The following is a 25,003-nucleotide window of genomic DNA, read 5'->3' on the forward strand; positions in this document are numbered from 1 at the left end:
AAAAATTATTTTGAAATCCTATGGAAAAGCAAAAGCATTACGCCGACTGCAAGCGGAATAAGTCCGCCCAAAAGTCCCCAGGAAAGATGCTTTAAAAGCACGAACATCAACGAAAGAACAAGTCCCACGCCGACAAGACAAAGTCCCAAAAGCAAAGAAAAATTCCGCAAGTCAATTTTCGGCGGATTGTACGAATCTTTTTGAATCAGCATTACATTTTCGTGGTGCTTCCATAGCAAGGCGAAAAAAATAATTGATGCCGCAAAACAAATTCCCACAATCGGAATAATCGAAACAATAACCTGTGCAGCAGGCGAAACAATTTGGTTCATATAATCTGTAACCTCTTAAAATATAAGACACGATTTTACAAAAAAAGTTGCAAAAAAAAAGCATGATGCAAAACACACCATGCCTCTAAAAGTAAAATTTAATAAAGCATTAAAGCGCTGGCTTTCTGTCGAAATAGGCCTTTGTCTCCTTTGCCACAATGCCGCTGAGGACAATCAGCGAGATGCAGTTCGGGATTGCCATGAGCGCGTTCGTGATGTCGGCGATTGTCCAGACTGCGGAAATTGTCATGTATGGTCCGATTGCAACAGCTAATATATAAAGCCATCTGTAGACTTTTACGACCGCCATATTACCGTTAGATAAATATTCAAGACATTTTTCAGAATAGTAGTCCCAGCCGAGGATTGTCGTGAACGCGAAGAACACAAGGCAGAGCATAAGCAGGAACTGAACCGAATGCTGGTCGCCACCGAGAACTTTTGAGAACGCAGCCGAAGTGAGAGCCGCCCCTGAAAGTCCGCTGTTCCATACGTCGCCGCCCGCAATCACAATTGAAAGTCCTGTCATAGTGCAGATAACCAGAGTGTCGATGATAGTTCCGGTCATGTTCACCATTCCCTGCTCGACAGGCTCGTTTGTCTGAACCGCTGAAGCCGCAATCGGAGCCGAACCGAGACCCGCCTCGTTGGAGAAGATTCCGCGCGCTATTCCCTTCTGCATCGCCATTCTGATTATCGTTCCGGCTGTCGCGCCCGCAAGAGCCTGCATTCCTGTGTCCGCACCGAACGCGCCTTTGAAGATGAGCGCGAAAGCTCCAGGAATTTTTGTCGCGTTCATTATAAGAACTGAAAGTCCGAGGAACACGTAGATTATAGCCATGGCAGGAACAACTTTTTCGGCGACCTTTGCGATTCTCTTCAAACCGCCGATTACGACGAGAGCCGTCGCAATGGTGATTACCGCGCCGCCGATTACAGTCGCCCAGGAATATGAGTTTCCGCCGAGCGAGAAAGCGACCGCTGCCTTGTCCGGGTCAAATGCGTTCTGAACCGCGCCGCAGATTCCGTTCACCTGAGTAAAAGTTCCGATTCCGAAAAGTCCTACGAGAGTTCCGAAAATCGCGAAAAGAACCGCAAGCCATTTCCAGTTCTTGCCCATTCCCTTCTCAATCACATAGAAAGGTCCGCCCAGAACGTGCCCATCCTCCTTGACCTCGCGGTATTTGATTGAAAGCATACATTCCGCATACTTTGTGGCAGTTCCAAGAATCGCCATGAACCACATCCAGAAAAGAGCTCCGGGTCCGCCGGCAAGAATCGCAGTTGCAACGCCGACGATATTTCCGGTTCCGATTGTTGCGGAAAGTGCCGTGCAGAGAGCGCCGAATCCAGAAAGCTCGCCGTGGCCTTCGTTCTCCTTGAAGATGCTCTTGAACGCGCGTCCGAATTTCGTGAACTGGATTCCGCGGGTACGAATTGTCAGCAGGAGACCTGTGACAAAAATCAGGATGATGGTGGGAAGACCCCATACAACATCATCAATAGTGTTGAGGATTGCTTCAAAAGACATTTTGTGTCCTCGCAAGAAAAAAAATAAGAGCCGCCCAGTTTTACCTAGACAGGCTCTCCAAAGAGTGATGAACGGACATTTTTTATGCTCTGTCCACTTTGCCTGAGATGTCGGCTTGAATAGCCTTAACCCTTCGGCGCTCCACAAGGATTTATGGAGACTCTCCAGAGAATCAAAAAATCAACAACGCTGTTTTCTTGACAATTCAAATTATCATTTTTTTTTAATTTAATCAACAGAAAAATTTTTCTATTTGCAATGGCATTTTTTGCAAGTGGCGGCTCCGGGGCAACCAATGCAGATGTGATTTCCGCTTAAACGCGCATTTCTTTTCTGCTTTATTATGTAAACAGCAACAGCAATAAGCCATACTGCAAGCACAAGAATTCCTATAATGTTTCCAATCATAATCAGCCTCTGAAAAAAAATAAATAAACTTGATAAAAAAAACAAGGCTTTCCAAGAAAAAATCCTAGAAAGCCTTATTCAGTTCAAGAACAAAACTTTCTCAAGCTTCATCCTTTTTTTGTTTGTGCTTTTTTATTTTTTCTACGATTGTGATTACCGCAACGCACAGAACATAAAGAACTGCGAGCACGGCAATCATTATTCCCATAGAAAATTTACCTATGGAGCCGCCCATAATTTTTATGACGCGCTCTTTGAATCAAAGTACTGTCCCTTGTAAGGATCTTTTCTGAACAAAGCGAAAATAATTCCTGCAAGGAAAACAAAGGCGAATACAGTTCCTACGCCAAAATGTCCGTGAACAAAAAGCATTCCAAGCTGGTAAACAATCAATGTCAAAACATAAGCAAAAACATTTTGGAAAATAATTGCAAACCAGAACCACTTGCGGCTCTTAAGCTCGTTTGCCATTGTAGCAATTGCGGCAAGACAAGGAGAATCAAGCAAGTTGAACATAAGGAATGCAAAGGCCGCCAAAGCTGTAGCAAACCATCCGCCGATAGCTTCAGCAACAACAGCATCATCTTCAACGTTTTCTTCATCAACATTTGCAAGAACACCCATTGTAGAAACAATAGCTTCTTTTGCGCTGAATCCAGACAAGCTAGCTGCCGCGCTCTGCCATCCGCCAACTTTTTCACCAAATCCAAGAGGCTTGAATACGTAGCGGATAACATTTCCAACATCAGCAAGCAAAGACTCATCTGCGTCAACAAGTCCAAATCCGCCTTCAACTGCCTCTTCTACAACTTCGCCGTTTTCTACAACTTCATCTTTTGGAGAAGCGAATCCGTAAGAAGAAAGGAACCAAATTACAAGACAAGCAACAAAAAGAATTGTTCCGGCTTTTACAATGAATCCTCTAAGGCGTTCCCAAGTGTGCATGAGAACTGTCTTGAGCTGCGGAAGGTGATACTGCGGAAGTTCCATAACGAAAGGCGCGGCTTTTCCGTGGAAAGGCTTTGTTTTCTTGAGCATGATTGCAGCCATTACAACAGCTCCGATTCCGATTACGTACATCAAAAGTGTAAGAGAGCCGCCATCCCAGCCAGTGAGTTTTGCACCGATAACACCAGAGATAAGCGCAATTACAGGAAGCTTTGCTCCACAAGGAACCCAAGTAGTAGTAAAGATTGTAAGACGTCTGTCGTTGTCATTTTCGATTGTGCGGCTTGCCATAATTCCAGGAACGCCACAGCCAGAACCTACAAGAAGCGGAATAAACGATTTTCCTGAAAGACCAAATTTGCGGAAAATTCGGTCCATAACGAATGCAATGCGAACCATATATCCGCAGTCTTCAATCAAGGAAAGAAGAAGGAACAAAACAGCCATCTGCGGAACGAATCCAAGAACCGCTCCAACACCGCCAATAACTCCGTTAACAATGCAGTCAATGAGAACTTCGTTTGCTCCAGCATTTGTGAGAGCTTCTTCCACGGAAGCTGAAATTCCAGGAATAGCAAGTCCTTCAATTCCAAGGAAGTTCCATCCGTCTCCAAAGAGTCCGTCATTTGCCCAGTCAGTCAAAACTGTTCCAAGCGAAGAAACCGCAATGTAATAAACAACCCACATTACAGCAAGGAAAATTGGAATTCCAAGCCAGCGGTTTGTAACGATGCGGTCGATTTTGTCTGAGCGAGTCATTTTCTGTCCAGACTTTCTTACGCAGCGGCTTACAATTCCCTGAATGTAAACGTAACGTTCATTTGTTATGATTGACTCAACATCATCATCTTTTGCTTTTTCCAATGCCTTTGAAATTTCTTCAGCCTTTGCAGAATCCGCAGAAGAAAGAGCAAGCTGACCAAGCACAACAGAATCGCGTTCAAGAAGCTTTATTGCATACCATCTTTTCAATTCTGATTTTACAGTTGAAGGAACAAGAGCTTCCATTTTTGAAATATATTCTTCAACATCTTTTGAGAAAACAGCAGTCGGAATAAAAGCTTTTCCAGATTCAGCGGCTTTCTTTGCAGCGGCGGCAGCTTCTTTTACGCCAGTTCCTTTGAGCGCGCTTGTTTCAATTACAGTGCAGCCAAGTTCAGCCTGAAGTTTTTCTGTATCAACAGAATCGCCTGACTTTTTAAGAACATCAATCATGTTCAGGGCAATTACTGTAGGCTTTCCAAGTTCAAGAAGCTGAGTTGTAAGATAAAGGTTTCTTTCAATATTTGTAGCGTCAACCAAGTCAAGGATTGCGTCCGGATTGTCTTTGATAAGATAATCGCGGGAAACAACTTCCTCTGATGTATAAGGTGAAAGTGAATAAATTCCAGGCAAGTCTGTTACAACAACATCCTTCATACCTTTCATTTTTCCTTCTTTCTTTTCAACAGTAACTCCAGGCCAGTTTCCTACGTACTGGTTTGAGCCTGTAAGGTTGTTGAACATTGTGGTTTTTCCGCAGTTTGGATTTCCTGCAAGAGCAATTCTGATTTCTGACATTTTATTCTACCTCAATATTTTCAGCGTCATCTTTGCGAACGCTAAGCTCATAGCCACGAATTGTAACTTCAACAGGATCGCCAAGAGGTGCGACTTTGCGAACATAAACTTCGCATCCGTTTGTAAATCCCATGTCCATAAGACGTCTTTTTAAAGCGCCTTCACCGTTCAACTTTTTTACCTTTACAGTTGAACCAACTTGTGCTTCACGCAATGTACCCATTTATTTTACTCCTATAAAAAGCCAATGAGAAAGCTTTAAATTTTAATTTGAGTTTTAGAAAATCAGACAATTATTTTGGACGCCAAGCTGCTGTCCAATGCAACGCGGGCTTCCTTGACTTTTACAATCAAGCCGGTCTTTACTTTCTGAACAATTGTGACCAAAGAGCCAACATTGAATCCAAGCTCATTCAGATGCTGCTTTACCTGCGGATTTCCATTCACACCAGAAATTTTTACTTCATCTCCAGGATTTGCAAACAATAATGGCATAAGAACCTCCTAGCAAGTTAACAAAGAGCAACAATAATTACCTAAAACAAATAAAAATTAACCTGCCCTAATCTTCGTTATCTTACACTAACTAAAATTATATGTCAATAAATTCTGAATTGCTGAAAAATGAATTTGCCTTTCTAACGGAAATAAAAAAAACTTCCAGCCTCAAAAGAAACCGGAAGTCTTGCAAGTGGAAAATAAAAAAATTCGATTATGAAATTTTTGGCTTTACAAACGCAGCCCAGACGCGGTCGGCTTTTGCAATGTGATTCAAAATCCAGCCAACCATGTAAGAATAGAACCTTGCGCCGTCATCTTTGCGGTCGGAAGAAAGCTGCTTAATCTGATGGTTAACTTCATTTATAAAGTTGTCATGCGCAGTCTTGTGAATATCAACGCCTGAATATCCGTACTTGCGCATAAATTCTTCTTCATTTGAAAAATGATAAACCGTGTAGTCCGTAAGCTTTTTCAGAACCTTCGCCATGTTAAGACCATAAGCTTCATCAGTGCCAGTAGCCGTAGCATAAAGTTCATTTGCAATCTGAATCAGTTTTTTGTGCTGATTGTCAATTTCAGGAATTCCCAAAAGATAAGAGTCGCTCCATTCAATTTTTTCAACCATCTTTTTTACCTCCAATGGCAAATCTATTCAAGCTAAAATCAGCTGAAATTTTTCAGTCCTTCAAAATCCAATGTAGCAAAATAATCCTCAACAGTTTCACGGCGGCGGATTTCTTTTACAGTTCCATCTGAACGCAAAAGAAGTTCTCCGGCACGAAGTTTTCCGTTGTAATTAAAGCCCATCGCTCTTCCGTGCGCGCCGGCATCGTGGATAATCAAAAGATCTCCTATTTCAATTTTTGGAAGATTCCTCTGAACCGCAAACTTGTCGCAGTTTTCGCACAAACTTCCAGAAACATCGTAAACATAATCTTTAGGAGCATTTTCCTTTCCGCTGACAGTAACTTCATGGTAAGCTCCGTACATTCCGGGGCGCATCAAGTCTGCCATGCTCGCGTCAACTCCAATGTAATTGCGGTAAATATTTTTTTCGTGAATTGCCTTTGTAACAAGCCAGCCGTAAGGACCTGTAATCGGGCGTCCGCATTCAAAGCAAATTTTCAATGGATCAAGTCCAGCCGGAACAATCATTTTATCGTAAAGAACTTTTATTCCTTTTGCCACATAATCAAGGTCAACTTTTTTCTGTCCGGGTTTGTAAGGAATTCCGACTCCGCCGCCAAGGTCTGCAAATTCAATATTAACACCGCATTCTTTCTGCACTTCAAGAATAAGCTCAAAAACTATGCGCGCAGTGTCAACAAAGAAATCAGGATTCAGCTCGTTGGAAGCAACCATCGTGTGAATTCCAAAATGCTTTACGCCTTCCGCCTTGCAAATTTTATAAGCATGAATCATCTGCTCTTTTGTAAGTCCGTACTTGGCTTCTTCCGGCTTTCCGATTATGGAATTTCCGCCTTCCTTTAAAGGACCCGGATTGTATCTAAAGCAGATTGTGTCTGGAAGTTTTCCGCCGAGAGCATTTTTCAAAAAGTCAATGTGAGTAATGTCGTCAAGATTTATAATCGCTCCAAGTTTCTGCGCATAAACAAATTCCTGTGCAGGTGTGTCGTTGCTTGTAAACATTATTCTTTGCCCGGTTATTCCAGATTTTTCGCAAAGCATAAGTTCCGGCAAGCTAGAACAGTCTCCGCCGCAGCCTTCGCTTTCAAGAACTTTTAAAATGTAAGGATTTGGAAGCGCCTTGACCGCAAAATATTCCGTGAACGAAGGGAAAATGCTGAACGCTTTATAAAAATATTTTACATTTTCGCGGATTGCTTTTTCATCATAAATATAGAAAGGAGTCGGAAATTTCTTTGCAAGCTCAACAAGCTGGCTATGGCTCAACGGAAAATCTGAACTCATAAAATCCTCCAAAATAAGCTAATAATTTTACGCTATTATTACACTTTTTTTGAGGGAAGACAAGCCACCTTTTACGCTCAAAACGGCTCTGTTGCCGCTTTCTTTTTCTTGCCGCATATTCACATATCTAGCTGCTTCTATGTTTTTTTTTCAAGAGAATTATTTTGCAAGGATTTCAGACAAAAGAGAAAGAAGCGACTTTATGTCAAATGGCTTGGAAACAAAATAATCCATTCCAGATTTCAAAGCCTGCTCCTTGTCTTCTTCAAAAGCATTCGCCGTCATTGCCACAATCGGAATAGAAGACTTTGCCTTGCTTTTCATTTCGCGGATTTTCATAGAAGCCTCGTATCCGTTCATAACAGGCATCATCACATCCATAAGGACAACTTTGTAAAATCCGTCCGGGCTGGCGGAAAGCATTTCCAGCGCAATTTTTCCGTTTTCAGCCTCGTCAATTACAAAGCCCGCGCCCTTTAAAAGTTCCCTTGCAATATCGCGGTTAAGGCTGTTGTCTTCCACCAAAAGAATTCTAGTTCCTTTCAAGTCCACATTTTTTTCAGCGGAAGATGAAATTTCTTTTTTGCCGGATTCTGTTTCCGGGGCATTTTCAAAGTCAAAGCATATAAGAAATTCAGTTCCGACATCTTTTTTGCTTTTTAGGAAAATCGAGCCGTCCATTTTTTCAACAAGATTTTTTGAAATTGAAAGTCCAAGCCCGGTTCCCTGAACATGAAAGTTTTCAATATTTTCATCGCGCTCAAACGGATTAAAAACTTTCTTTTGAAATTCTTCCGACATTCCAATTCCGTTGTCCTTGATTCTAAACTGATACGAAGAATATCCGTCTGAAACAGAAGGAGTTTCCGCGGCGGTGAATTTTATTGAGCCGTTTTCTCCAGTGTATTTTACAGAGTTTCCGAGAATGTTTATAAGAATCTGCTTGAGTCTGAGCTTGTCGCAAAAAACTTTACGGCTTAAGTTTCCATGGCGCAAAATTGAATAATTAAGTTTTTTAGACTGAAGCTGCGGTTGAATAACGCTGTCAACTTCCGCAAGAATATCTTCAATTGTATTCGCTGTGAGTTTTATTTTTATTTTTCCGCTTTCAATTCGGGACATATCAAGCACATCATTTATAAGGCAAAGCAAATAGCTTGAGCTTGTCTTTATGCGCGCAAGGTCTGATTTTATAAGCTCTGGATTTCCGATGTGTTTTTCCGCAAGCGAAGTGTAGCCGATAATTGCGTTCATCGGAGTTCTGATGTCGTGGCTCATGTTGGAAAGAAAACGCGACTTTGCGTGGCTTGCAAGTTCCGCCATGGACAACGCTTCCTGCAACGCTTTCCGCTGCTTCATTTCATGTTCAGTTTCCGTGTCAACATTCATAAAGCCCATAAGAACATTTCCAGTCTCGCGGATGTTTCCAATTCTAACAACAGTAAGCTTCATGTAGGAAATTTTGTTGTTTATATACGAGCGGAAATTTACGTAATAACTTTCACGTTTGGAAAGCTGCTTTAAAACATTTTCACGCGAAAAAGCCCGCCTAATCATGTCGCGGTCATCTTCATAAACTGAAACGCTGGCGTAAAAATCAAGAACGTCATCATAAGGAAGACCTTCCAAAGATTCGTTGTAAAAAGAACTTACTCTGTCGTTGATTCTTACAATGCGGATTATTCCAGACATCACGTTTATCATAAAAACATTGCTGTATTCAATTGTAAGCGCGTTAATGATTTCCAGCTGATAAAGTTTTTCTTCTTTTTGACGGTAGCCGCTCGTAATATTTTTTACAACGGCAAGTCCCATTATGTCGCCTGAGTTTTCATCTTTTGTAAGAATTATTGTTGTACGCGTCCAGAAAGATTCGCCGTTGTAGCCAGATCTGCTTGAATCAAACTGAATTTCATATTTTTCCATTATAAACGAATCCAAGAGGCAATAGACATTCATCTTTTCAAGGAAACGTTTTTTTTCTTCGTCCGACAAGTCCCAGCAAAGCGCATCAATAAAATCAGTGTAAGAGCAGTTTTCAGGAAGTCCCATCGCAGGCTTAAGCTGAACAATCCGGTCGCTCATTCTTTGCACAGGATTTCCTACAATCAAATCTTTTGAAAGATTGAATTCATAAAGAATCATTGCGTCGGCAGCAATTGCCTTTTTGTACTGATTTGTTCTTGTATCGCCGCTATCCAAAATGTAGCCGCTAACACTTTTTTTTATCTGGGAAAATTCATGTTCCTTGTCGTCTGAAAAAATAGAAATATTTTGCATTTTCTTAATTGTAATCCCAAATGAAAGAAAATACAAATAAAAACAAAAAAGCAGAATTTAGAACTTTATAATTTAACGTCATTATCGGGTTTGACCCGATAATCTATTGAAATTTTTACTGTCATTTCCACAGTTGATGCGGAAATTCAATGTACATTTATATACAAGATTGCCGGAACAAGTCCGGCAATGACAAAGAAACATCCTTGATAATGACAGCAAAAACAAAACTAAATGCGCTCTACAACAAGCTGCCCCATTTCTTTTGTGCCGACAAGTTTTCCAGAAGACTTAAGCTCTTCAAAATGGCTTCCGGCAATGTCGCCTGTTCTGTAGCCTTCATCAAGAACGGAGTTAACGGCATCTTCAATAACCTTGGCTTCTTTTTCAAGTCCAAAGCTGTAACGCAAAAGCATAGCAGCAGAAAGAATTGTTGCAAGAGGATTTGCAAGATTTTTTCCGGCAATGTCAGGAGCTGAACCGTGAATCGGCTCGTAAAGTCCAGGACCTCCGTCGCCCAAAGAAGCTGAAGCAAGCATTCCGATTGAGCCTGTAATCTGGCTTGCTTCGTCGGAAAGAATGTCGCCGAACATATTGCTTGTTGCAATTACATCGAACTGGCGCGGATTGCGGACAAGCTGCATAGAAGCATTGTCAATATAAAGGTAAGAAAGAGCAACATCAGGATAGTCGCCTTTTACAGATTCTGTAACTTTTCTCCAGAGCTGGCTTGAATTCAAAATGTTTGCCTTGTCAACTACGCAAAGACGCTTCTGGCGTTTCTGTGCGAATTCAAATCCCATGCGGACGATGCGCTCAATTTCGCTCCAAGTATACTTTTCTGTGTCCCAGGCGGATTTTCCGTCAGCGGCAGTTCCTCTGTCTCCAAAGTAAATTCCAGAAATCAGCTCGCGGACAATAAGAATGTTAAGTCCGTCGCCGACAATTTCATCTTTTAAAGGACAGGCATCTTTAAGCTGCTTCCACATTACAGCCGGACGAAGATTTGCAAAAACTTTCATTCCGCCGCGAAGACCAAGCAACGCTTTTTCAGGACGAAGCTCAGACGGAAGATTGTCCCACTTTGGACCGCCTACAGCTCCAAGAAGAACTGCATCACTTTTAAGGCACTTGTCAAGCTCTTCCTGCGGCAACGGCTTTCCGAACTTGTCGATTGCGCATCCGCCTGCTGTAACAGTTTCATAATTAAATTTATGTCCAAATTTTGAAGCGACTGCGTTCAAGACATTTACAGCTTCTGCAACAACATCAGGACCAATTCCGTCTCCGGGAATCAAAGCAATATTTTTTTCCATAATCAGGCTCCTATAAAAAATCAAAGTGGACTTTATTAATACTAAAGTTTATAAAGTATTTATAAAATACTCCAAAGCAACATTTATGTAAAGGACATTAAATGAATTTGTGGTATTTTTTTTCAATGTCCTTAATCAGTTTGTATTCAAAAGAGTCAACCAAGGCAAGCCAGGAAGCTTCAATAACGTCGCAGCTCACACCGATTGTCGTCCAGCTGTCAGTTCCGTCCGTAGATTCAATCAGAACACGGACACTTGCGGCTGTAGCTGATTTTCCGTCGAGAACGCGGACTTTATAATCTGTAAGATGAATATCCTGCACGCTCGGATAAAACGACTTGAGCGCAGTACGCAACGCAAAGTCAAGAGCATTAACAGGACCGTTTCCTTCGCCGGCTGCAATTTCTTCATGGCCGTCAACTTCAATTTTAAGCTGGGCAAAAGAATAAAGTCCTTCTTCAATAAGCGGAGACTCGTCGGAAGTTTTATAGTAGCGCAATTTAAAGAACGGCTGATATTTTCCAATCGACTTGCGGACCAAAAGCTCAAAGCTTCCGTCTGCGCCTTCAAACTGGTAGCCCTGATGCTCAAGCTCTTTTACCTTCGCCATGATTTCTGAAACAACCGGGCTTGACTTTGTAATCGACGAATCAAACTTTCTGATTTTTTCAATAACCATGCTTCTTCCGGCAACTTCGCTCATAAGGAACACGCGGGAATTTCCAACTGACTCAGGTTCAATGTGCTCATACGCAAACGGATTTTTTAAAACCGCATCGATGTGCATTCCGGCCTTGTGCGCAAAAGCATTCTGCCCCACATACGGAAGCCCTGGGTCAAGCGTTATGTTTGTAATTTCCGCAACGCGCTTGCAGATTGGAGTAAGCTGTTTTATGTTTTCCTCTGGAATGCACTTGCAGTTCATTTTAAGCTGAAGGTTTGAAATAATCGTAGAAAGATTTGCGTTTCCAGTACGCTCGCCGAATCCAAGAAGAACACCCTGAACATGAGTTGCGCCGGCTTCAACTGCAACAAGAGAATTCGCAACGGCAAGCCCTGAATCATTGTGAGTGTGAATTCCAATCACTGCGCCCGCTCCGAATTTTTCAACAGCGGCACGAACACCTTCGCGGCACTCTTCAATCATTGCGCCGCCTTTTGTCTCGCAAAGTGAAAGAACGCTTGCTCCGCCTTCAATCGCCGCACCCAAAGCCTTTAAAGCGTAATCCTTGTTCGCCTTGAATCCTGTAAAAAAATGCTCGGCGTCAAAAATAACATTGCGTCCGCGCTGCTTTAAATATGCGCAAGTGTCCCTTATCATTTCAAGATTTTCTTCAAGGGAAGCGTGAAGAATTTCCGTAGCCTGAAAATCCCAAGTCTTTCCGAAGATAACAACGGTTTCTGTTTCCGCAGAAAGAAGGCTTTGCAAGTTGGCATCTTCTGCGCATGAAGAATCTTTTCTTCTTGTTGAGCCAAATGCGACAATCTGCGAATTTTTCAGTTTAAGGCTTTTTGCACGCTTAAAGAATTCCATGTCCTTTGGATTCGAGCCGGGGTTTCCAGCTTCAATGTATTTTATGCCCAAGTCATCTAAAGCCTGCACAATGTGAATTTTATCCTGAACAGAATAGCTTATTCCTTCTCCCTGCGAACCGTCGCGCAAAGTAGAATCAAGTATTTCAATCTTTCTTTCTTCCATAGCGGAAAATATATCAGAAATAATTTTTTTTTAATAGCGTTCTTTTTGAAAATTGCACAATGATTCCGATTCTGATAAACTAAAGCAAATTTTATTCGGAGAAAAATATGTACATTACATGCTTAGACCTAGAGGGCGTTCTTGTTCCTGAAATTTGGATTGCATTTGCAAAGGCTTCTGGAATTCCAGAACTTACACGCACAACACGCGACGAGCCTGACTACAACAAACTCATGAACTGGAGAATTGGAATTCTAAAGGAGCACAAGCTTGGGCTTAAGGAAATTCAGGAAGTAATTGAAAAAATAGATCCGCTTCCGGGCGCAAAAGAATTTCTTGACGAGCTTAGATCAATTTGCCAGACAATAATAATCAGCGACACATTCACGCAGTTCGCTTCTCCGCTGATGAAAAAACTCGGACAGCCTACAATTTTCTGCAACTCGCTTGAAGTTTCTGATTCCGGGGAAATCACAGGATTTAAAATGCGCATCGAAAATTCCAAGCTGACAACAGTAAAAGCTCTTCAGTCAATCGGATACGACACAATCGCTTCCGGGGACAGCTACAACGACCTTGGAATGATTAAGGCAAGCAAGGCGGGATTTTTATTTAAAAGCACAGACAAAATAAAGTCGGAAAATCCAGAGCTTCCGGCATTTGAAGAATACAGCGAGCTTCTTGACGCAATAAAAGCCCAGCTGAAGAAATAATAATTTTTGCAAAAAGCATACTCTGGATTTTTCCAAAGTATGCTTTTTTTTGTTAGAACAGTCCTGAAATTATCCCGTTGTCATCAACATCTATATTCAGCGCGGCAGGAGTTTTCGGAAGTCCCGGCATATCAACAATGTCGCCTGCAAACGCAACCACAAATCCTGCTCCAGAATAAAGCTGAACATCGCGAATTGGGAACACATAATCTTTTGGCGCGCCCTGTAAAGATTTGTCGTGGCTTATTGAATTCTGGGTTTTTGCCATGCAGATTGGAAGCGAACCGAATCCCTGCTCTTCAAACTGCTTGAGTTTTTTCAAAGCCTTTCCTTCAAATTCAACAGAAGAAGCCCTGTAAATTTCCTTTGCAAGAATTTCAATTTTTTCTTTAAGAGAAATATCAAGCGGATAAATATTTTTGAATTCGCAAGGAGAATCACAAAGCTCAACAACTTTATGCGCAAGGTCAGCAGCCCCATCTCCGCCTTTTTCCCAGCCTTCACAAACTACGGCGCTGCATCCGTTTTCCGCGCAAAGTTTCTGCACAAGCGCAATTTCTGAATCAGTGTCTGTAATAAATTTATTGATTGCAACTGCGACAGGCACTCCGAATTTTTTCATGTTTTCAATGTGAGTCTTGAGATTTGCAAATCCGATTTCAACAGCCGGAATATTTTCCGCGGCAAGCTCCGCCTTTGCAACTCCGCCGTGCATTTTTAGAGCGCGCACTGTTGCAACAATCACAGCGGCATTTGGAGCAAGTCCGTTCATGCGGCATTTTATGTCAAAGAATTTTTCAGCTCCAAGGTCGGCGGCAAAGCCAGCTTCGGTAACAACATAATCTCCAAGAGCAAGCGCGCAAAGTGTGGCGTTAATTGAATTGCATCCGTGGGCAATGTTCGCAAAAGGTCCGCCATGTATAAACGCAGGATTTTTTTCAAGTGTCTGAACCAAGTTCGGGCGGATTGCATCTTTTAAAAGCGCGGCGACAGCTCCAGTGCAGCCGAGGCTTCCGAATGTAACAGGATTCTTGTTGTAGTCTGCGCCGATTGTGATTTTTGAAATGCGTTCTTTCAATTCTGAAATTGTTTTTGACAGGCAGACAATCGCCATTATTTCGCTTGCAACTGAAATCTGAAAATGGCTTTCACGCGGAACGCCATCGATTTTTCCGCCAAGTCCGACAATCACATTTCTTAGTGAACGGTCATTCAAGTCCACACATCTTTTCCAAGAAATTGTGCGAGGATCAATGTTCAAAGGATTTCCCTGCTGAATATGATTGTCAATAAGAGCCGCCATAAGATTGTTTGCGGCAGTGATTGCATGAATGTCGCCGGTAAAATGAAGATTGATGTCTTCCATTGGAACAACCTGCGCATATCCGCCGCCGCAAGCTCCGCCTTTTATTCCAAAGCAAGGACCAAGCGAAGGCTCGCGCAAAGCAATTACAGATTTTTTTCCGATTTTTCTAAGACCATCTCCAAGCGCAATTGTTACAGTTGATTTTCCTTCGCCGGCAGCAGTCGGAGTCATCGCAGTAACCAAAATAAGTTTTCCACGGGAAGAAGAGTCAAGCGCTTTTTTCTGCAAGGCATTGAGTTTTTCAAAGGAAATTTTTGCTTTGTAGTTTCCGTAAAGCTCCAAAGATTCCCGGTCAATTCCAATTTTTTCCGCGATTTTTTCAACTGGCTCCATTACATTTTTCTGGGCAATTTCAATGTCAGTCATTTTTTTCCTCTACGTCTAAAAGTCTTATCTCTTCCTTTGTGAGCGGTCTGTAGCTTCCTTCCTCCAAAGTTTCGTCCAGAAAAAGATTGTTGATTCTTATTCTTTTTAAGTAAACAACTTCGTTTCCAAGAGCTTTGAAAATCCGCTTTACTTCGTGGAATTTTCCTTCCGTAACAGTAAGGCAGCAAACTTCTGAAGGATTTTCGCTAGTCTTGGTATAATACTGATTTTTTTCTTTCCATTCAATTACGGCAGGACGGCAATCAGCTTCTCCGTCTTTTCCTTCCGCTTCAATGTGAACTCCACAGGCAAGTTTTTTTTCGTAACTGAGTTTTTCCAAATCATCAACTGAATCACGCAAATAAACAAGATATGTCTTTGGAACTTCATACTTTGGAAATGTAACTCGGTGAATTAAATTTCCGTCGCTCGTAATGACAAGAAGTCCTTCTGTATCTGCGTCAAGCCTTCCGACTGTACTAAGATTTCCGCCCGGATATTTTCTGTTGTCTTCTGGTGAAATATATTCAAAAACAGTTTTTCGTCTGTCGGATTTTGTGGAGCAAACCGCGCCGCTTGCCTTGTTCATCATAAAATACGCATTCTGTTCAACGGCAAGAATTTTTCCATCCACAAGAATTTCGTCAGAACTTCCGTCAGCATGAAATTCCGGCTCTCTTACAACAATTCCATTTACAGAAATTTTTCCGCTTCTTATAAGTCGCTTTACATCCCGGCGCGTTCCAATTCCATTGTTTGAAAGAATTTTATCAAGGCGTTCTGTGTTTTTTAAATCAGACATTTTTTCAACCTAATTTTTTAACTAAAAAAACAATGCAGCGCAAGCAACAAAAAATGCCGCCGCACTGCAAAAGAAATAAAATTTTACTTTCGGTTATTTTTTAGCTTTTGGATTCACAGGCTCTTCAAAAATAATTCTGTCGCCAGTTTTTATTTTCAGTCCGCCGCCAAAAGCAAGATTTGACAAAACATAATTTCCGTCATCGTTCAAAGAAATTTCGCCAAGCGCAATTTTGTCTTTTCCGCGCCAAAGTGAACAAGGGAAAATAAAATCTCGGTATTCAGGATTAGTGAAAATATCACGGCTGAATTCGGCAATGTAAATTTCTGTGTCAGAAAAATCGCCTTGCTTTGCAATAATTCCGTCAGCTGTACTTTTTCCAAAAGGCTCTGAACAAATCGCTTCAAGAAATTCATTGTAATCTGAAGAAACGCGTTCATAATTATTTTCCACGGAAGTTTTTTCCGCAATGAGCCTGTTGACTTCAGAAACGCTTGCAATTGAAATTTGATTTCCGGCAGTGTAAGCATAACGCTTTATCGAGCGCACAAATGAAGCAACCAAATTTTCATCTTTAAATGGAAGCTGTTCCAAAAGTTCTGAAATTTTTTCAATTGAATCGTACAAGTCTCTTTGAATTTCAAACACATCTTTGAAGTCTTCGGACGCATCTTCGGAAACAGGAATTTCAATATCCTCGTAAACCGGACCTGTGTATTCATCACTGAAATTTTCCGCAACTTTTACAAGAGTCTTTGCATCTGCGTTGTCTTTTGGAATCGGCGGATCATACTGATTGATTGTAAACGCAAGAAGCTCTTCCTGCCGCTTTAAATCTTCAGCCTGAGTCTGCTTTAAAAGATTTCTTGAATCCTCAAGGCGCGCTTCATATTCATTGATAATTTTTTCCTTTTCCTTTTCATGCAAAAAACGCTCGCTGTTTATAATCGCCTTTTGCTTTTCAGCTTCCTGAACTCTTGTAGCATCAAATTCATTCCGCTGTTCCGTGTACATTTTCAAATCTTCGTTGTAATTCGCAATGAACTTGTTGTATTTTTCCACGGAAGCCAAATCAGCTTTGTAAGTCTGCTCAATCTGCTGTTCCTGCTGAAGCCGACGGGTTTTATTTTTAATATTCAACGCGGCAAGTGATTTTAACGCGGCTGCACGGATTCCTTCGATTCGCTCGATTTCCGCATTGCGCTGCTCTTCAATCGCTTTTTTTGCATTTTCAATCTCGTGGATTTTTTGGTCAATGTCATTTACTTTGTTCAGCAAGCTAGTAAGATTCAAGCTTTTAAATTCGCTCACTTCAACTTTTATTTCTCTGTTTGAATTTGAAACAAAAAGCACAAGAAAAACTGTAATCGCAAAAACAACTCCAAAACAAATAAGAAGCCTAAGCCACATATTTTGCCACATAAACGAAAAGCTGTTTTTCTTTGTCTTTGAAAATTCATCTTCTATGCTGAAAGAATCCTGCTTGTTGTCCATTGCAATTCTGTTGAGCTCATTTTCAAGAAGAAGCGCAACTTCCTTGTGAACATTTACAGCCGCAGGAACCATTGAATTTATTTTGTTGTCATTGTCCATATTCCACTCCAGTCTTCTGGTGAAGATTTCATTCCGATTCTTTCAAGGAAAACTTTTGCAACATCCAAGCCTGATTTTTTAAACTCAGCTCTTGCAGTTTTCCAGTCGCCGTCATAATAAGCTTTTAGTCCGTATTCGAAAATTTTAAATTTCTCGTCAAGATCTTCAAACTTCCATTCTTCAAGAGAACATTCCTTGTCAAGCGGGAAATAAATTTTCACGCCTTCAGTTTTTCCTTTGACTTGAACCGTATCAATTTCGTAAAATTTATAGCGTGAAGCAGCTTCATTGTCGCGAAGAGTTTCTTCCATAATATACGAACTTACAATCACTGGAACTTTGTAAATTCTTGTAAGACCTTCCAATCTTGAAGCCGAGTTTACATTGTCGCCAATTACAGTGTTTGCCATTCGCTTTGAAGAACCGATGTTTCCGTAGAAAACATTTCCACCGTCAATTCCAACTCCGACATCAAGCATTACAGCCTGATAAACGCGTTCCTCGCTTTCTGTAAGCGGACGTTCTTTTTCAAGGACAGCGCGGCGGTCTGACATTTTCTTTCTAAGTTCCGAAGTGACGGCAGTGATTTCCCATGCGGTTTTTATTGCGTCATAAGATTTGTTTGTTTCAACGTGCTCTTCAATTCCGTAGCTTGCAAGAATCGCATCTCCAATAATCGATCCGATAATTCCATTGTTATCGCTGACTTTTCTGATAACCGAATCATAATGAACATTCAAAAGACCAATGATGTCGTTTCCCAAAACTTCAGTTCGGTAAGTGAAGCTTTTTATGTCGCTGAAAAGAATTGTAAGCTCGCGCTGGCTTCCTTCCAAACGGATGAACTGCTCCTCATGCGCCTTACGCACAACATTTTCCGGAACAAACTTTTGGAAAATCTGAAGAAGATTTGTTATCGTTGAAGAAAGCGAATTGAAGTTTGCGGCAAGATAAGTGATGTCATCGTTCGGCGATTCTGAAATATCAATGAGATTAAGTTTTTTGTCCTGCTGCATTTTGTAAAGCTGTGTTGAAAATTTATTGATATTTGAAAGAAGTCCGTCAAGAATTTTTGTTCCCATAAGAATGAAAAACGCTGACATTATAAGAACAAGCACAACTGTAATCCACAAAACCTGATACATCGCGCGGTTTGTGTCGGAACGGCGGTTCGCACGGATTATATAAGTGAGCCAGTCCGGATGATATTTGTAAACTCCAAAATATTCATCTCCTTCAGGAGAAATAAAAGAAACAGAACCTTCGTGTGTTTCTGAATTTTCCATCATCTCGATGCAGTCTTTGTCTGTAAAGCGTTCCCATTTTAGTTCTTCATTTGGAGTCGCAAAAAATAAAAGAGAGCCGTCTGGATTCACGCCGAGCGCAACGCTGTTTTTTTCATCTTTTGCAAATCCGTTTTTCGCGCTTTGAGTGATTGAATCAATTGAAGTCTGTGTGTCCTGCGAATAAGCTTCAATTTGCTTCTGGCTGTTTGCAACATTGTAAAGTTCCGTGAGTTTGTCAACAAGCACAATATTTGAAAGCTGAATTGTTTTTCTTTGTGAAAGCATAATCGCAACAAGATTTGTTGAAAAAGTGGAAAGCAAAAGCATTGCCACAAAGAAAATAATTATTTTCAATTTTGTAGGAACAATCGGAGTGTCGCCAACATATTGAAAAAACTTTAAATGACGTTTTCCAGTCTTCAAAATTTTCCTCCCGTTGCTCTCCTTTAAAAATAATCCTTTAGCGATTGCTTTATTTTATCAAGCGGATTATTCTATATATTATATGTCTACTTCTCAAAAAAATAAAGAAAAAAATGCGCAAAATTCACTTTTAGCAAAAGGAATTTCACTTTCAATGCTTACCTTGGTTTCAAGAGTTCTTGGACTTTTAAGGGAAATGACAAAGGCACGTTTTTTAGGAACTTCAGCTTTTTCAGACGCATTTGGAATCGCTTTTATGATTCCGAATCTTTTCCGAAGGCTTTTTGCTGAAAATTCAATTTCCGTGGCGTTCATTCCGACTTTTAAAAATCATCTTGAAGAATGCGGAACTTCGGAAGGAAAACAAAAAACGCAGGATTTTATAAGCGCGACTTTTACGCTGGTTGTTTTCTTGACATCGCTTTTTGTAATCGCCGGAATTATTTTTGCGCCGTTCATTCTGCGGATTTTTTACGCTGACAAAAATTCAATGGAAGAAGCTGTTGTTTTGACAAGGATAATGTTTCCGTATCTTTTTGTAATTTCCGTAGCGGCATTTTTTCAGGGAATTTTAAACGGACTAAAAATATTTTCGCCGTCAGGATTCACTCCGATTCTTTTCAATATAATCGTAATTTTATCAACATTCGTTCTTTCGCGCTTCACGGCAAATCCTGCAAGAGCAATGGCAATCGGCGTAATTTCAGGCGGAACAATCCAAGCGCTTTTTCAGTTTCCGTTCGTTTTAAAAAACAACTGGAAAATAACTTTTGTAAATTTAAAAAAAGCATTTTCAAATGAAGGAAGCAAAAAAGTTTTTGCGCTGATTGGTCCGACGATAATCGGAATGGCGGGCTACCAGATAAACGACATTGTGTCCTCGGCACTGGCGGCGCGCGCAGGAGAAGGAATCGTTTCAAGCCTTCAATATTCGCTCAGGCTTCAGGAATTGATTTTGGGAATTTGCGCTGTAACAATCGGAACTGTAATTCTCCCGGATTTGACTGGTTTTGCAAAAAAAAATCTGTGGGAAAACTTCAACTCGCTTTTGATTCAGTCAATAAAAATCATGGCGTTGATTGCAATTCCTGTAACTTTTTATTCACTTGCAATGGGCGAAAATATTATCACGCTGATTTTTGCGGGCGGAAAATTCAATTCCGAATCAACCAAGATGACAGTTGAAGTTTTTAACTTTCACATCGCGGGACTTTTTTTTATTGCCGTAAACAGAATTGTTTCCCCGGCATTTTACGCTCAGCAAAACACAAAAAGCCCCACAATCGCAGGACTTATAAATTTCGCCGTGAACATTGCGCTGGCTTCAATTCTTTCAATTAAATTCAAAGGAAAAGGAATTGCGCTGGCTCTCACGATTGCAAGCGCGGCAAACACATTGATGCTTTTTATTTTTTTAAGAAAAACAAAATCAATTCACGTTGGAAACATTTTAAAGCTTGCAGTTTTATACGCAATAAAAATCGCGGCATTTTCTGTAATTGCAATTGTTCCTGTCGTTTTGACAAAAAATTATTTCATTAAATTTTTCAGCGGAAATCCAAGAATCATTTCACAAGGAATTCCTATTTTTATAACTGCGGCAATTTTTGGAGCAATAGGACTTGCGCTCCTTTTTATTTCAAAAGATTCACTTTTAAAAACAGCATTTGAAAAAATTTCAAGACGAAAATAAAATTTCAGGGGAAGAAAATGAATTTTAATTTAAAGCAAATTTATGAAAACAGGCGGAAAAAAGTCAGCGAATATTTAAAGCAAAACAATATCAAGGCGGCAATCTTTGAAGATTCTGAACAGAGAAGAGATGTTGCCGTGCGTTATCTTTGCGGACATCCAAGCGATGCATCTTTAATTATTTTGGATAATGGAAAATCTTTTTTAATTCCGTGGGATGAAAATTTAGCAAAAGACAAAGCGTTTGCAGATGAAATAATTCCTTCTGAAAAATTTAAAAGAAGCTACATAAATGCCGCAAAAGAAATTTTGACTTCAGCCATTTCTGAAAAAAAATCAAAAGTCTGCATTTCTCCAGAAACTCCATACATTCAGTTTAAAAAATATTCAGAAAAACTTGAAAACTTTAAAATCTGCGCTGAAGAAAATTCTGCACACGACTTTGTAAAATCACTTCGCGCCGTAAAAGACAACTATGAAATTGAATGCACAAAAAAAGCCGCCGCAATCACAGATGAAATGACAAAAATCATTGTGGGAAATTTGCGCCAAGGAAAAATAAAAACTGAAACTGATGTCGCGCTTTTTGCAGAACACGAGCTAAGAATAAAAGGCGCAGAACGCACAAGTTTTGACACACTTGCCGCAGGTCCAGATCGAAGTTTTGCAATCCACGCTTTTCCGGGATACACGCAAGGAACCTGGGGAACGCAGGGCTTGTCAATTTTGGACTACGGAGTTTGCTATGAAGGCTACGCAAGCGACTGCACAATCACAATTGCAAAAGGGCCGCTTTCAAAAGAACAAGAACAGCTTTTAAATTCCGTGCAAGAAGCCGCGGATGAATGCAAAAAACTTTATATGCCTAACGAAAAAATTTCCCGCGCAGTAAAAAAGGCCGATGAAATTTTTGCAAAAATAAACAGAACTATGCCGCACGGACTTGGACACGGAACAGGCCTTGAAATTCACGAAGAGCCATTTGTAAGCATGAGAGCAAACAAAAATGATGTTTTCAAAGTTGGAAATATCATAACACTTGAGCCTGGACTTTATGATAAAAATCTTGGCGGAACTCGTCTTGAAAATGACATTCTAATAACAGAAACTGGCAATGAAGTTTTAACGCACTCAGAAATTTTTAGAATTTAAATTTCATTCTGCCAAACTTTGCAAAGCCGGCTGTCAATTTGAGAAATAAAATTTTCTTTTGTCAGCCGGATTTTTATCTCTGACAGTTTTGAAAAACAAGACATAATATTAGAAAAAAACTTTCCTACTCTGCCGGGAAAAAAAATGTTTTTTAAAATTAAAAACTGCGACACAAAAACAAAACCGCAAAGTCGCCCGCCCTTTACAAGTCCTAAAATCAAAGCCCCCAAAGTTATATTCAAGTTTCCAAAAGTAAATAAAATTTTTCCATGCGGAGAAAACAATGAAAAAAGAACAACAAAAAAAATCAAAAGAACAGACGGAAGAATTTTTAATTTTCTTTTTTTTATAAAAACTAAAACAGCAAAAAGCACAACAACAAAATAAATTTCAAAAACTGAATTTCTAAAAATCAAAATTGCAAAACCAATTGCAGAAATAAAAATATTAAAAAAATTCAATTTTTCGCTTTCTGAAAATGCCGAGCCGATTTTCACTGGAGTTTCAAGAACAAGTTCATTAAACCAAACTGATTTTCTGCAAAAGCTTTCTGCAAAAATTCCCAGAGCTAGCGAAGTGCAAAACGAAACACAAAGCATTGGAGGAGCAATAAATTTCACATTCGAGCCAAACATAAAAACGCCGGCTAAAAAAATCTGCGCAATATTATTTGCAAGTCCGCCGCAAACAGAAAGTCCAACAAAAGAAATTTTGTTTCTGAAAATAAAATATACAAGCATCATGGAAAGTCCGGAAGCAACAGAACCTGCAAAAGAAAAAATAAAAACGTAAGAAAACAAAGTTCCGCTTATAACTGCCTGCAAAAAAATTTTTAAGAAAACAAGAAGCAGAGTTTCTTTTTTTTTCAGCACTGAAAGGCTTATCAAAACTGGAAGATTTGCAAATCCAATTTTAAAAAAAGGCAGAGGCTTTGGAACTGCATATTCCACAGCAGAAAGAAAAAAACAGAGAGCAGAAAAAAAAGCAATTTTGTTCCAGTCGATTTTTTCCATCAGCGAAGATAAACCATCAAAAGCATTATGTCGCTGTTTCTGATTCCGCTTATTCTTGAAGCCTGTCCCAAAGTAAGCGGCCGGATTTTTTCAAGTTTCGCGCGGCTTTCAGAAGACAATGCGACAATTTTTGAATAATCAAAATCAGCGGGAATTCTTGCGTTTTCCATGCGATGCATTTTTGCAACTCTGGAATCCTGCTTTTCAATATAATAGCGATACTTAAAATCTTCTTGCGCCAAAGTCCATTCAAGGCTGTTGAAAGTTCCCGGATTTTCAGCATCTGGATGCTTGCTCAAAAATTCAAGCGCTTCGTCAACTTTCTGATATTTCAAATTCATCTGTTCAAACTGCGCTTTTGAAATAAGTCCTGCATCAAATCCTTTTTTCCGCAAACGTCTGTCAGCTGTGTCATGTCTAAGTTTCAGCCTGTATTCAGCGCGCGCAGTAAACATTCTGTAAGGCTCTTTTGTTCCAAGCGTAACAAGGTCGTCAATAAGCACGCCGATGTAAGCCTCGTCGCGTCCAAGAACAAGCGGCTCATAAGACGGAATTTTTTCAAACGAATCAAAGCCGAATTCTTTTTGTGTTTCCTTCAATTTCTTGGACAAGGCTTCCGTTTCTTTCGCGGAAATTTCAGCAAAATTTTTAAGTTCATCAGAATTGAAAACTGGCTTGGGCATAAATTTTCCCGGTTCAGAACTTGCAGGAGAAGAGCCGAATGATGAGTCTGGAGCGCAAATCGGTCCGCACAATTTTTTGTGTTCCCTTGCATAAAGAGCGGCATTTATTCCAGCAACAAGTCCCTGCCCTGCCGCTTCTTCATAGCCTGAAGTTCCGTTGATTTGTCCGGCATTAAAAAGACCGGCAACTCGCTTTGTTTCAAGAGAAGGAAAAAGCTGCGTCGGCTCAACATAGTCATATTCAACAGCATACCCCGGGCGGCTTACAACGCAGTTTTCAAATCCGGGCATAGTTCTCAAAAAAGCATCCTGAACTTCTTCTGGCAAACTGGAACTTAATCCGTTCAGATAAATCTCGTCAGTTTCAAGTCCTTCCGGCTCAACAAAAAGCTGATGCCTGTTCCGTTCAGCAAAACGCATGACTTTATCTTCAATGCTCGGACAATAGCGAGGACCAACTCCGCTGATTTTTCCAGAGTACAATGGCGAGCGGTTTATATTTTCTCTGATTATTTTATGAGTTTCTTCATTTGTATAAACCAAATGGCACGGCACAATCGGACGTTCAATTTTTTCATCATCAAAACTGAACGGAACAATTTCCTTGTCGCCTTCTTGAAGCTCAAATTTTGAAAAATCAACTGTGTGCTTTAAAATCCGCGGAGGAGTTCCTGTCTTAAGTCTGCCTGTTGTAAACCCAAGGCGGCTCAAACTTTCAGTCAAGCCAAATGCGCCAGTCTCGCCTAAACGTCCGCAAGGAGCATCGTATTCACCGATAAAAATTCTTCCGCCCAAAAAAGTTCCCGTCGTAAGAACTGCGGCACGGCAAGGAATAATTCTTCCACGCTCCGTAACAACGCCGATAATTTTTTGTCTCATTCCGCTGCGACAAGCTTGTGTTGCAAAAGCGTATGAAGAGCCTGAACGTTTTTCTCCGGGAATCGAACCTGCTTCCATAGAACCAGAGCTGTCTTTTGGCAACGGCACATCCGAGGCTACAGTCAAAACATCAACAACAGTATCCATCAAAGTTGAAAGATTTTCCGTAGTTTCCACAACATGACGCGCAAGAGATGAATAAACAATTTTGTCTGCTTGTGAACGAGGAGCCTGAACTGCAGGACCGCGGCTTTTGTTCAGCATTCTAAATTGAATCATCGAGCGGTCAATCAGCTTTCCCATTTCTCCGCCAAGCGCATCAATTTCCCGGACAATATTTCCTTTTGCAATTCCTCCGATTGAAGGATTGCAGCTCATTCTTCCAATTGAGTCAATTGACTGCGTAATTAAAATTGTCTTTAATCCCATTCTGGCGCAAGCAAGGGAAGCTTCAATTCCGGCATGACCTCCGCCGCAAACTGCTACATCGAATGAATCATAAAAAGCCATAGTTCCTCTATTTAAAAA

General features: G+C 40.6%; 20 protein-coding genes and 1 riboswitch. Of the genes, 3 read left to right on the forward strand and 17 right to left on the reverse strand.

Annotated features, from left to right (window positions below):
- Positions 1-5 precede the first annotated feature (5 nt).
- The 11 genes from Q0H92_RS07205 to cimA all read right to left on the reverse strand — a co-directional run bounded on the left by Q0H92_RS07205 (position 6) and on the right by cimA (position 12,507).
- On the reverse strand, positions 6-332 hold the full coding sequence (locus tag Q0H92_RS07205; RefSeq protein ID WP_296013373.1) for a hypothetical protein: 327 nt from the start codon (positions 330-332) through the stop codon (positions 6-8).
- A 109-nt stretch (positions 333-441) separates the two neighbouring features.
- Positions 442-1,863, reverse strand: a complete 1,422-nt coding sequence (locus Q0H92_RS07210; protein WP_296013375.1) for a sodium:alanine symporter family protein — start codon at positions 1,861-1,863, stop codon at positions 442-444.
- Positions 1,864-1,942: 79 nt separating this feature from the next.
- A riboswitch (glycine riboswitch) is annotated at positions 1,943-2,041 on the reverse strand.
- Positions 2,042-2,112: 71 nt separating this feature from the next.
- Positions 2,113-2,271, reverse strand: a complete 159-nt coding sequence (locus Q0H92_RS07215; RefSeq protein WP_296013376.1) for a hypothetical protein — start codon at positions 2,269-2,271, stop codon at positions 2,113-2,115.
- Between the two features lie 240 nt (positions 2,272-2,511).
- The gene (gene feoB / locus Q0H92_RS07220) at positions 2,512-4,779 is read right to left on the reverse strand and encodes a ferrous iron transport protein B (RefSeq protein WP_296013378.1); all 2,268 of its coding nucleotides are present in this window, start codon (positions 4,777-4,779) and stop codon (positions 2,512-2,514) included.
- Position 4,780: 1 nt separating this feature from the next.
- Positions 4,781-5,002, reverse strand: a complete 222-nt coding sequence (locus tag Q0H92_RS07225; protein WP_294014023.1) for a ferrous iron transport protein A — start codon at positions 5,000-5,002, stop codon at positions 4,781-4,783.
- 62 nt (positions 5,003-5,064) lie between these two features.
- On the reverse strand, positions 5,065-5,274 hold the full coding sequence (locus tag Q0H92_RS07230; RefSeq protein ID WP_295795719.1) for a FeoA family protein: 210 nt from the start codon (positions 5,272-5,274) through the stop codon (positions 5,065-5,067).
- A 217-nt stretch (positions 5,275-5,491) separates the two neighbouring features.
- A complete protein-coding gene (locus Q0H92_RS07235) occupies positions 5,492-5,905 on the reverse strand; it encodes a bacteriohemerythrin (RefSeq protein ID WP_296013382.1) in 414 nt (137 codons plus the stop codon).
- A 38-nt stretch (positions 5,906-5,943) separates the two neighbouring features.
- A complete protein-coding gene (locus Q0H92_RS07240) occupies positions 5,944-7,212 on the reverse strand; it encodes a diaminopimelate decarboxylase (protein ID WP_296013384.1) in 1,269 nt (422 codons plus the stop codon).
- A 159-nt stretch (positions 7,213-7,371) separates the two neighbouring features.
- A complete protein-coding gene (locus tag Q0H92_RS07245; protein ID WP_296013386.1) occupies positions 7,372-9,492 on the reverse strand; it encodes a response regulator in 2,121 nt (706 codons plus the stop codon).
- 230 nt (positions 9,493-9,722) lie between these two features.
- Positions 9,723-10,808, reverse strand: a complete 1,086-nt coding sequence (gene leuB / locus Q0H92_RS07250; protein ID WP_296013388.1) for a 3-isopropylmalate dehydrogenase — start codon at positions 10,806-10,808, stop codon at positions 9,723-9,725.
- A gap of 97 nt (positions 10,809-10,905) precedes the next feature.
- Positions 10,906-12,507, reverse strand: a complete 1,602-nt coding sequence (gene cimA, locus Q0H92_RS07255) for a citramalate synthase (RefSeq protein ID WP_296013389.1) — start codon at positions 12,505-12,507, stop codon at positions 10,906-10,908.
- Positions 12,508-12,614: 107 nt separating this feature from the next.
- On the opposite strand from cimA, the gene thrH reads away from it, so the two are divergent.
- Entirely contained in the window at positions 12,615-13,220 is a 606-nt protein-coding gene (gene thrH / locus Q0H92_RS07260) for a bifunctional phosphoserine phosphatase/homoserine phosphotransferase ThrH (protein ID WP_294014038.1), read from the forward strand.
- A 52-nt stretch (positions 13,221-13,272) separates the two neighbouring features.
- Here thrH and Q0H92_RS07265 read toward each other — a convergent pair whose 3' ends face one another.
- From Q0H92_RS07265 to Q0H92_RS07280, 4 genes are all read right to left on the reverse strand, one after another.
- Positions 13,273-14,952 (reverse strand): formate--tetrahydrofolate ligase, encoded by a 1,680-nt coding sequence (locus Q0H92_RS07265; RefSeq protein WP_296013391.1) that lies wholly within the window; start codon positions 14,950-14,952, stop codon positions 13,273-13,275.
- A complete protein-coding gene (locus tag Q0H92_RS07270) occupies positions 14,945-15,754 on the reverse strand; it encodes a pseudouridine synthase (protein WP_296013393.1) in 810 nt (269 codons plus the stop codon). The genes Q0H92_RS07265 and Q0H92_RS07270 overlap by 8 nt, the downstream gene beginning before the upstream one ends.
- A gap of 93 nt (positions 15,755-15,847) precedes the next feature.
- On the reverse strand, positions 15,848-17,347 hold the full coding sequence (locus tag Q0H92_RS07275) for a hypothetical protein (RefSeq protein ID WP_296013395.1): 1,500 nt from the start codon (positions 17,345-17,347) through the stop codon (positions 15,848-15,850).
- Positions 17,326-19,056 (reverse strand): adenylate/guanylate cyclase domain-containing protein, encoded by a 1,731-nt coding sequence (locus Q0H92_RS07280; protein WP_296013396.1) that lies wholly within the window; start codon positions 19,054-19,056, stop codon positions 17,326-17,328. The genes Q0H92_RS07275 and Q0H92_RS07280 overlap by 22 nt, the downstream gene beginning before the upstream one ends.
- Positions 19,057-19,138: 82 nt before the next feature.
- Between Q0H92_RS07280 and murJ the strand changes: the two genes are divergently transcribed.
- Positions 19,139-20,749: a murein biosynthesis integral membrane protein MurJ gene (murJ, locus tag Q0H92_RS07285; RefSeq protein ID WP_296013398.1), complete on the forward strand. Its 1,611-nt coding sequence runs from the start codon at positions 19,139-19,141 to the stop codon at positions 20,747-20,749.
- A 17-nt stretch (positions 20,750-20,766) separates the two neighbouring features.
- Entirely contained in the window at positions 20,767-21,900 is a 1,134-nt protein-coding gene (locus Q0H92_RS07290; RefSeq protein ID WP_296013400.1) for a Xaa-Pro peptidase family protein, read from the forward strand.
- Here the strand turns inward: Q0H92_RS07290 and Q0H92_RS07295 are convergent.
- Together Q0H92_RS07295 and Q0H92_RS07300 are read right to left on the reverse strand one after the other, a co-directional pair.
- Positions 21,897-22,913: a Gx transporter family protein gene (locus tag Q0H92_RS07295; protein ID WP_296013402.1), complete on the reverse strand. Its 1,017-nt coding sequence runs from the start codon at positions 22,911-22,913 to the stop codon at positions 21,897-21,899. The two genes, Q0H92_RS07290 and Q0H92_RS07295, sit on opposite strands and share 4 nt — an antisense overlap.
- Positions 22,913-24,985 carry an FAD-dependent oxidoreductase gene (locus Q0H92_RS07300; protein ID WP_296013404.1) on the reverse strand — a complete coding sequence of 691 codons (2,073 nt, stop codon included), beginning with the start codon at positions 24,983-24,985 and terminating at the stop codon, positions 22,913-22,915. Before Q0H92_RS07300 ends, Q0H92_RS07295 begins: the two co-directional genes overlap by 1 nt.
- Positions 24,986-25,003 lie beyond the last annotated feature (18 nt).

This window comes from uncultured Treponema sp. (assembly GCF_934725225.1).
Lineage (GTDB): Bacteria > Spirochaetota > Spirochaetia > Treponematales > Treponemataceae > Treponema_D.

What these genes read in the sequence shown, in the direction of transcription:
- Q0H92_RS07230 (WP_295795719.1), bottom strand. Translation starts at nt 5,274, where the DNA reads ATGCCATTATTGTTTGCAAATCCTGGAGATGAAGTAAAAATTTCTGGT.
- murJ (WP_296013398.1), top strand. Translation starts at nt 19,139, where the DNA reads ATGTCTACTTCTCAAAAAAATAAAGAAAAAAATGCGCAAAATTCACTT.
- Q0H92_RS07265 (WP_296013391.1), bottom strand. Translation starts at nt 14,952, where the DNA reads ATGACTGACATTGAAATTGCCCAGAAAAATGTAATGGAGCCAGTTGAA.
- Q0H92_RS07210 (WP_296013375.1), bottom strand. Translation starts at nt 1,863, where the DNA reads ATGTCTTTTGAAGCAATCCTCAACACTATTGATGATGTTGTATGGGGT.
- leuB (WP_296013388.1), bottom strand. Translation starts at nt 10,808, where the DNA reads ATGGAAAAAAATATTGCTTTGATTCCCGGAGACGGAATTGGTCCTGAT.
- Q0H92_RS07245 (WP_296013386.1), bottom strand. Translation starts at nt 9,492, where the DNA reads ATGCAAAATATTTCTATTTTTTCAGACGACAAGGAACATGAATTTTCC.
- Q0H92_RS07205 (WP_296013373.1), bottom strand. Translation starts at nt 332, where the DNA reads ATGAACCAAATTGTTTCGCCTGCTGCACAGGTTATTGTTTCGATTATT.
- Q0H92_RS07240 (WP_296013384.1), bottom strand. Translation starts at nt 7,212, where the DNA reads ATGAGTTCAGATTTTCCGTTGAGCCATAGCCAGCTTGTTGAGCTTGCA.
- Q0H92_RS07270 (WP_296013393.1), bottom strand. Translation starts at nt 15,754, where the DNA reads ATGTCTGATTTAAAAAACACAGAACGCCTTGATAAAATTCTTTCAAAC.
- cimA (WP_296013389.1), bottom strand. Translation starts at nt 12,507, where the DNA reads ATGGAAGAAAGAAAGATTGAAATACTTGATTCTACTTTGCGCGACGGT.
- feoB (WP_296013378.1), bottom strand. Translation starts at nt 4,779, where the DNA reads ATGTCAGAAATCAGAATTGCTCTTGCAGGAAATCCAAACTGCGGAAAA.
- Q0H92_RS07225 (WP_294014023.1), bottom strand. Translation starts at nt 5,002, where the DNA reads ATGGGTACATTGCGTGAAGCACAAGTTGGTTCAACTGTAAAGGTAAAA.
- Q0H92_RS07290 (WP_296013400.1), top strand. Translation starts at nt 20,767, where the DNA reads ATGAATTTTAATTTAAAGCAAATTTATGAAAACAGGCGGAAAAAAGTC.
- thrH (WP_294014038.1), top strand. Translation starts at nt 12,615, where the DNA reads ATGTACATTACATGCTTAGACCTAGAGGGCGTTCTTGTTCCTGAAATT.
- Q0H92_RS07275 (WP_296013395.1), bottom strand. Translation starts at nt 17,347, where the DNA reads ATGGACAATGACAACAAAATAAATTCAATGGTTCCTGCGGCTGTAAAT.
- Q0H92_RS07215 (WP_296013376.1), bottom strand. Translation starts at nt 2,271, where the DNA reads ATGATTGGAAACATTATAGGAATTCTTGTGCTTGCAGTATGGCTTATT.
- Q0H92_RS07295 (WP_296013402.1), bottom strand. Translation starts at nt 22,913, where the DNA reads ATGGAAAAAATCGACTGGAACAAAATTGCTTTTTTTTCTGCTCTCTGT.
- Q0H92_RS07300 (WP_296013404.1), bottom strand. Translation starts at nt 24,985, where the DNA reads ATGGCTTTTTATGATTCATTCGATGTAGCAGTTTGCGGCGGAGGTCAT.
- Q0H92_RS07235 (WP_296013382.1), bottom strand. Translation starts at nt 5,905, where the DNA reads ATGGTTGAAAAAATTGAATGGAGCGACTCTTATCTTTTGGGAATTCCT.